The sequence below is a fragment of the Burkholderia sp. Ac-20392 genome, assembly GCF_017104585.1.
GTDB classification, from domain to species: Bacteria; Pseudomonadota; Gammaproteobacteria; order Burkholderiales; family Burkholderiaceae; genus Burkholderia; species Burkholderia lata.
The window spans coordinates 25,776-32,969 of record NZ_JAAGPB010000045.1 but is presented as its reverse complement, the minus strand read 5'-3'; the positions used below and the strand labels follow the sequence as shown (position 1 = coordinate 32,969).

8 protein-coding genes are annotated in these 7,194 nt (G+C 65.1%); 3 read left to right on the top strand and 5 right to left on the bottom strand.

Annotated elements, in window-relative coordinates; all coding sequences use genetic code 11:
• The 3 genes from G3N99_RS09015 to G3N99_RS09005 all read left to right on the top strand — a co-directional run.
• Window positions 1-554 (top strand): FAD-binding oxidoreductase (locus tag G3N99_RS09015; protein WP_241011547.1); only part of this gene is annotated, 554 nt, incomplete at its 5' end.
• 293 nt (window positions 555-847) lie between these two features.
• Window positions 848-2,032: an acetylornithine transaminase gene (locus tag G3N99_RS09010; protein ID WP_011352941.1), complete on the top strand. Its 1,185-nt coding sequence runs from the start codon at window positions 848-850 to the stop codon at window positions 2,030-2,032.
• A 13-nt stretch (window positions 2,033-2,045) separates the two neighbouring features.
• Complete coding sequence (locus G3N99_RS09005; protein ID WP_174941540.1) at window positions 2,046-2,501, top strand: GNAT family acetyltransferase; 456 nt, start codon at window positions 2,046-2,048, stop codon at window positions 2,499-2,501.
• 24 nt (window positions 2,502-2,525) lie between these two features.
• Here G3N99_RS09005 and G3N99_RS09000 read toward each other — a convergent pair whose 3' ends face one another.
• The 5 genes from G3N99_RS09000 to G3N99_RS08980 form a co-directional block, all read right to left on the bottom strand.
• Entirely contained in the window at window positions 2,526-3,197 is a 672-nt protein-coding gene (locus tag G3N99_RS09000; protein WP_174942001.1) for a DUF2278 family protein, read from the bottom strand.
• Between the two features lie 272 nt (window positions 3,198-3,469).
• Window positions 3,470-4,186, bottom strand: a complete 717-nt coding sequence (locus G3N99_RS08995) for an ABC transporter ATP-binding protein (RefSeq protein ID WP_174917511.1) — start codon at window positions 4,184-4,186, stop codon at window positions 3,470-3,472.
• Window positions 4,186-4,962 carry an ABC transporter ATP-binding protein gene (locus G3N99_RS08990; RefSeq protein WP_174917512.1) on the bottom strand — a complete coding sequence of 259 codons (777 nt, stop codon included), beginning with the start codon at window positions 4,960-4,962 and terminating at the stop codon, window positions 4,186-4,188. The genes G3N99_RS08995 and G3N99_RS08990 overlap by 1 nt, the downstream gene beginning before the upstream one ends.
• Before the next feature lie 24 nt (window positions 4,963-4,986).
• Window positions 4,987-6,156 (bottom strand): ABC transporter ATP-binding protein, encoded by a 1,170-nt coding sequence (locus G3N99_RS08985; RefSeq protein WP_174941536.1) that lies wholly within the window; start codon window positions 6,154-6,156, stop codon window positions 4,987-4,989.
• 18 nt (window positions 6,157-6,174) lie between these two features.
• A complete protein-coding gene (locus tag G3N99_RS08980; RefSeq protein ID WP_011352947.1) occupies window positions 6,175-7,125 on the bottom strand; it encodes a branched-chain amino acid ABC transporter permease in 951 nt (316 codons plus the stop codon).
• Between the last annotated feature and the right edge of the window lie 69 nt (window positions 7,126-7,194).

Here is a 7,194-nt window from a genome sequence, read left to right as displayed (position 1 = left end):
GCCCGATCGAGCTGCACATCCGCCATATGCCGGGCGGCAAGTTCACCGACCATGTGTTCGGCGCAATGAAGGAGCGCGACATCCTGCGCTTCGAAGGCCCGCTCGGCACCTTCTTCCTGCGTGAAGATTCCGACAAGCCGATCGTGCTGCTCGCATCGGGCACCGGCTTCGCGCCGATCAAGGCGATCATCGAACACGTGAAGCACTCGGGCATCACGCGCCCGATGACGCTCTACTGGGGCGCACGCCGCAAGAAGGACATCTACCTCGACGAGCTCGCCGAGCAGTGGGCGCGCGAGATCCCGAACTTCAAGTACGTGCCGGTGCTCTCCGAGCCGGACGCCGGCGACCAGTGGACGGGCCGCACCGGCTTCGTCCATCGCGCGGTGATCGAGGACCTGCCCGATCTGTCGGGCCACCAGGTGTATGCATGCGGCGCGCCGGTGATGGTCGAATCCGCGCAGCGCGATTTCACGCAACACCACGCACTGCCCGCCGACGAGTTCTACGCGGACTCGTTCACGAGCGCCGCCGATCTCGCGCATCCGGTCTAAGGCCCGCGCACCCGCGCACGGCACTGCGCACCGCGATGTCACATCCGTGGCATCGCGGCGGTTTACAGTGAGGCGCGGGATGCCTTATGCTTGCGCACATGAACTGCTTCCTGTCCGCCCTTCGACGTCGCCGCTCGCCGCTCCGCCCGGATGCCGCAGGCTCGTCACGGACTCGCGCGTAACCCCCGCACTGCTTCACCGGTTACGCACAAGCTGTTCGACCCACCAGCCACGGCCTTCCGTGGCTTTTTTATTGCCTGTTTCCCTTTCAACGTCCGCTGGAGTCTGCTGCCATGCCCCTGAACGATTATCCGATCGACTCGCTGATGTACATCACGAACCGCCCCGACATCGTGTTTACGCACGGCAAGGGTTCGTGGCTCTACGATCACACGGGCAAGCGCTATCTGGACTTCATCCAGGGCTGGGCCGTCAACAGCCTCGGCCACTGCAACGAAGGCATCGTCGAAGCGCTGAAGACGCAAGCAGAGAAGCTGCTGAACCCGTCGCCCGCGTTCTACAACGAACCGATGGCGAAGCTCGCGGGCCTGCTCACGCAGCACAGCGTGTTCGACAAGGTGTTCTTCACGAACAGCGGCGCGGAAGCGAACGAAGGCGCGATCAAGCTCGCGCGCAAGTGGGGCCGCAAGTTCAAGAACGGTGCGTACGAGATCATCACGTTCGACCACAGCTTCCACGGCCGCACGCTCGCGACGATGTCGGCCAGCGGCAAGCCGGGCTGGGACACGATCTACGCACCGCAGGTGCCGGGCTTCCCGAAGGCCGAGCTGAACGACATCAACTCGGTCGAGAAGCTGATCACCGACAAGACCGTCGCGGTGATGCTCGAGCCGATCCAGGGTGAAGGCGGCGTGATTCCGGCGACGCGTGAATTCATGCAGGCGCTGCGCGCGCTGACGAAGCAGCACAACCTGCTGCTGATCGTCGACGAAGTGCAAAGCGGCTGCGGCCGTGCGGGCACGCTGTTCGCGTACGAGCTGTCCGGCATCGAGCCGGACGTCATGACGCTCGCGAAAGGCATCGGCGGCGGCGCCCCGCTCGGCGCGCTGCTGTCGAAGGCCGAGTTCGCGGTGTTCGAGGCCGGCGACCAGGGCGGCACGTACAACGGCAACCCGCTGATGACCGCGGTCGGCTATTCGGTGATCTCGCAGCTCGTGGCACCGGGCTTCCTCGAAGGCGTGCGTGCGCGCAGCGAATACCTGAAGCGCAAGCTGCTCGAGCTGTCGGAAGAGCGCGGCTTCGAAGGCGAACGCGGCGAAGGCCTGCTGCGCGCGCTGCTGCTCGGCAAGGACATCGGCCCGCAGATCGTCGAGAAGGCGCGCGACATGCAACCCGATGGCCTGCTGCTGAACGCCGCGCGGCCGAACCTGCTGCGCTTCATGCCCGCACTGAACGTGACGACCGAGGAAATCGACCAGATGATGGCGATGCTGCGGTCGATTCTCGACACGCTCTAAGGAGACCGCCGCGATGGATGCCGCCGCCGATGCTGTCGCAATCCGCCCGTTCGAACGCGCCGACACCGATGCCGTGCTCGCGGTATGGCGCGACGCGTTCCCGCAGTACGAAGACGCGGACGCACCGCCGCACCGCGATCCGCTGCGATCGATCGAGCTGAAGCTCGCAACGCAGCCGGAACTGTTCTTCGTCGCGACCAGCGACGCACGCGTGGTCGGCACGCTGATGGCGGGTTTCGACGGGCATCGCGGCTGGCTCTACTCGTTCGGCGTATCGAACGACGCGCGACGGCTCGGCATCGGCCGCGCGCTGATCGCACATGCGGAACGCGCGCTCGCCGCGCGCGGCTGCCTGAAGGTCAACCTGCAGGTGCTGCCCGGCAACGACGACGCGTGCCGCTTCTACGCGGCGCTCGGCTATCGCGTCGAGGAACGCATCTCGTTCGGCAAGACGCTGCCGGCCGCATGACGCGAAGGCCGGCAGCCGGCGATCTCAACGCGTGATCGGCCCCGCGCCCGGCAACGGATTGCCGAGCGCGTCGGTCGGCACGGCCTGCTGCTCGAACGCGGCGAAATACGCGGCCCACTGCGTGTCGCTCACGCGCACGATCAGCGCGCCGTCCTGCCAGATGTCGTTGTGGTCGTTGTGGTCGTCGCCTGCGCGATGCAGGTAGTTCGAGCCGGTCGACCCCTGGTTCATGTGCGTGTCGTGGATGCCGTTGCCCTCGGTATACGAGCGGCCGAACACGACGACGTCGAGCCCCTGCGACTGCGCGGCGTTCACCAGCCGCAGCAGCGACGGGATCGGCTCCTGATTCTCCGTGCCGTCCATCACGGCGCTCGGGCGCCACGCGCCCGTGTCGTTCAGGATGTCGCTGCGCATGTAGTCGAGCGCGGGCAGCGCGGCCTGCCCCGTCAGGTCCGTATAGCCTTCGGCCGCGGCCGCGAGCGTCTGCGTGATCGGGTGGTGGAAATCGTAGACGAGCTTGTAGTTCAGCAGGTCGTCCGCGTCGTTGGTGCCGACGTTGATCGCGACGTCCCAGTCGCCTCCGGGCAACGCCAGCGTCAGGTGGATGTGATACTGGATCTCACTGCGGTGCGGCGAGCCCTTCAGCTTCGCCACCGATGTCACCTTCGCCTTCACGAAACCGTAGTCCAGACTCATGTGTGCTCTCCGTGTCCCGATGGGCCGCTGATGCTACACGGCCCGTGTGTCGGTTTGCAGGCGGCCGGCAAGAGCGGCCGCTCCATCGTTCCCGCGCCGCGTGCGCGGCGCAACAGTCGAATGGAGTCGCGCCCGCCCGCACAAGTTCGACCGGAATCGCACGACACGAAAAAAAAGGCTGTCACGGCATCCCGTGACAGCCTTTCGAAAGCCCGTGTGCGACGCGCCCGGCATCTGCCGTCACGCGTCACCGGGCCCGCTCATTCACTCACTCATTCACCCAGGTACGCGGCACGCACCTTCGGATCGTCGAGCATCTGCTTGGCCTCGCCTTCCATCGTGACCGTGCCCGAATCCATCACGTAGCCACGGTCGGCCGCCTGCAGCGCGAGGCGCGCGTTCTGCTCGACGAGCAGCACCGTGATGCCCTCCTTCGAGATTTCGCGCACCACTTCGAAGATCTTCTCGACCATGATCGGCGACAGGCCCATCGACGGCTCGTCGAGCAGCAGCAGCTTCGGCTTCGAGAGGATCGCGCGCGACATCGCCAGCATCTGCTGCTCGCCGCCCGACAGCGTCCCCGCGAGCTGCGTCGCACGCTCCTTCAGGCGCGGGAAGAAGCCGAACATCCGGTCGACGTCCTTCTTGATCTGCTCGGTGTCGTTGCGCAGGTACGCGCCCATCTGCATGTTCTCGATGATCGACATCCGCGCGAAGATCCCGCGGCCTTCCGGCACCATCGCGAGGCCGCGCTTGAGCAGCTCGTGCGTCGGCGTGCCCTTGATCGACTTGCCGTCGTATTCGATGTCGCCCGCCGAATACGCCTTGAGACCCGTGATCGCCTTCATCGTCGTGGTCTTGCCTGCGCCGTTCGCGCCGATCAGCGTCACGAGCTCGCCCTGACGGACTTCCATGTCAACGCCCTTGACGGCCTGGATGCCGCCGTAGTTGACCTGCAAGCCCTTGATTTTCAACATTGCCGCTGCCATCAGTGCACCCCTGCGCCGAGATATGCCTCAATCACCTTCGGATTCTTCTGCACGTCCTGCGGCAGACCCTCGGCGATCACCTTGCCGTAATCGAGCACCGTCATCCGGTTGCACAGCCCCATCACGAGCTTCACGTCGTGCTCGATCAGGAGAATCGTGCGGCCGTCCGAGCGGATCTTGTCGAGCAGGCGCGTGAGTTCGACCTTCTCGGTCGCGTTCATCCCGGCCGCCGGCTCGTCGAGCGCGAGCAGCTTCGGGTCGGTGGCCAGTGCGCGCGCGATCTCGAGACGGCGCTGGTGGCCGTACGACAGGTTGCGCGACGTGTAGTCCGCGTATTGCAGCACGCCGACGTACTCGAGCAGCTCGATCGCACGTTCCTTGATCTCGCGCTCTTCCTGGCGTTCGGCCGGCGTCTGGAACACCGCGCCGAGCAGCCCGTGCTTGGTGCGCACGTGGCGGCCCACCATCACGTTCTCGAGGGCCGTCATCCCGCCGAACAGGCGGATGTTCTGGAACGTGCGCGCGATACCCGTCTTCGCGACCTGATGCACCGCGGTCGGCTTGTATTCCGTGCCGTCGAGCTTGAACTCGCCGGAGTCCGGCGTGTAGAGGCCCGTGATCACGTTGAAGAACGTCGTCTTGCCGGCGCCGTTCGGGCCGATCAGGCCGTAGATCTCGCCTTCCTTGATCTGCAGGCCGACGTCGGACAGCGCCTGCAGGCCGCCGAAGCGCTTGTTCACGCCCTGCACGGACAGTCGGATTTGTTTGTCGCTCATGTGTGTATCCCCTGTGTCCGTCGATTAAGCGCGCACCGGCTTCTTGCTGTTGCGCTTCGCCAGTTTCGCGATCTTGTCCTCATGCTTCGGCGCGGGCCACAGGCCTTCCGAGCGATACAGCATGATGACCACCATCGCGAGGCCGTACAGCGCCTGACGGATCACTTCGGTATCGACGACGTCATGGCCGAAGATCGCATGCTGCAGCGGGCTCATCGTCGAGCGCAGGAATTCCGGGAAGATCGCGAGCAGCACCGCGCCCAGGATCACGCCCGGGATGTGGCCCATGCCGCCGAGCACCACGCAGGCGAGCACGACGATCGATTCCCAGAACGTGAACGATTCCGGCGACACGAAGCCCTGGAACGAACCGAACATCGCACCCGACAGGCCGCCGAACGACGCGCCCATCGCGAATGCGAGCAGCTTCACGTTACGGGTGTTGATGCCCATCGCCTTCGCCGCGATTTCGTCTTCGCGAATCGCCGCCCATGCGCGGCCGATACGCGAGTGCTGCAGGCGCGTACACACCCAGATCACCAGCAGCGAGCACAGCACGAACAGGTAGTAATACATGTAGACCGACGGCAGCTGGATCCCGAACAGCGAGTGCGTCTGCGCGAGGCTGAAGTCGCCGATGTGCACCGGATCGATGCCCGTGATCCCCTTCGGGCCGTTGGTGATGTTCACCGGACGGTCGAGGTTGTTCATGAAGATCCGGACGATTTCACCGAAGCCGAGCGTCACGATCGCCAGGTAGTCGCCGCGCAGGCGCAGCGTCGGCGCGCCCAGCAGGATCCCGAAGGTCGCCGCCAGTGCCATCGCGATCGGCACGATGATCAGGAACGGCACATGCAGCCCGTTCGGCGCCAGCGCCGCGATCCACTCGAATTGCGAGCTCAGGTGCGGCGAGCTCAACAACGCCGCCGTGTATGCGCCCACCGCGTAGAACGCGATGTAGCCCAGGTCGAGCAGGCCGGCGAAGCCGACCACCACGTTCAGGCCGAGCGCGAGCATCACGTACAGCATCGCGAAGTCGAGCACACGGACCCAGTAGTTGCCGCCGGCCGAGCCGATGATGATCGGCGCCGCGATCACGAAGACCGCGGTCAGGAGGCCGATGATGATGGTCTTGGTGGTGTTGCGCTCTTCGACGAGCGACGTCGAGGATTCGATCGGTTGAATGGATGTCATGTTGTTTGCTCCCTTCCGTTACGCGCGATCCGCGACACGTTCGCCCAGCAGGCCGGACGGACGGAACACCAGCACGATGATCAGCACGATGAAGGCGAACACGTCCTGGTAGTTACTGCCGAATACGCCGCCCGTGAGGTTGCCGATGTAGCCGGCCCCGAGCTGCTCGATCAGGCCGAGCAGCACGCCGCCGACCATCGCGCCGCCGAGGTTGCCGATCCCGCCCAGCACTGCGGCGGTGAATGCCTTCATGCCGGGGATGAAGCCCATGTAGAAGTGCACGTTGCCGTATTCGGATGCAATCATCACGCCGGCCAGCGCGGCGAGCGCGGAGCCGATCATGAACGTCGCGGAGATCACGAAGTTCGGGTTCACGCCCATCAGGCTCGCGGTGTTCGGGCTTTCGGCAATCGCGCGCATTGCACGGCCGAGCTTGGTCTTGTGCACGAGCAGCAGCAGGCCGGCCATCACGATGAACGCCACCGCGATGATCACGATTTCAGTCACCGAGATCACGGCGCCCGGCGTCGTGTCGGTTGCCTTGATCACGTTGATCGGATCGGTCGGCAGCAATTGCGGGAACGGCAGCGGGTTGCGCGACCAGATGATCATCGCGGCGGTCTGCAGCAGGATCGACACGCCGATCGCGGTGATCAGCGGGGCGAGGCGCGGTGCGCGACGCAGCGGCCGGTATGCGACCCGTTCGATCGTGAAGCCGACGAACGCACAGACGACAGCGGCGATGCCCAGGCCGATCGTCAGCGTCGCGACGTTGCCGAGTCCGGGGAAATGGTTTTGCAGCACGGTGATGGCCGACAGGGCGACCATCGCGCCGATCATCAGCACGTCGCCATGCGCGAAGTTGATGATGCCGAGAATGCCGTACACCATCGTGTAGCCCAACGCGATGATGGCGTAGACACTGCCGAGCACCAGCCCGTTGAGAACCTGCTGGACGAAAATATCCATTTAAAGCTCCTTGGCCCGTGCTGCCGGAGGACGTTGCGCCCCGCGGGTAAGCGAGGAATCGCGCCTTCT

Bases quoted from the DNA above. Each gene is read 5' to 3' on its own strand.
- G3N99_RS08980 (WP_011352947.1), bottom strand. From the start codon at position 7,125: ATGGATATTTTCGTCCAGCAGGTTCTCAACGGGCTGGTGCTCGGCAGT.
- G3N99_RS09010 (WP_011352941.1), top strand. From the start codon at position 848: ATGCCCCTGAACGATTATCCGATCGACTCGCTGATGTACATCACGAAC.
- G3N99_RS08990 (WP_174917512.1), bottom strand. From the start codon at position 4,962: ATGAGCGACAAACAAATCCGACTGTCCGTGCAGGGCGTGAACAAGCGC.
- G3N99_RS08995 (WP_174917511.1), bottom strand. From the start codon at position 4,186: ATGGCAGCGGCAATGTTGAAAATCAAGGGCTTGCAGGTCAACTACGGC.
- G3N99_RS08985 (WP_174941536.1), bottom strand. From the start codon at position 6,156: ATGACATCCATTCAACCGATCGAATCCTCGACGTCGCTCGTCGAAGAG.
- G3N99_RS09005 (WP_174941540.1), top strand. From the start codon at position 2,046: ATGGATGCCGCCGCCGATGCTGTCGCAATCCGCCCGTTCGAACGCGCC.
- G3N99_RS09000 (WP_174942001.1), bottom strand. From the start codon at position 3,197: ATGAGTCTGGACTACGGTTTCGTGAAGGCGAAGGTGACATCGGTGGCG.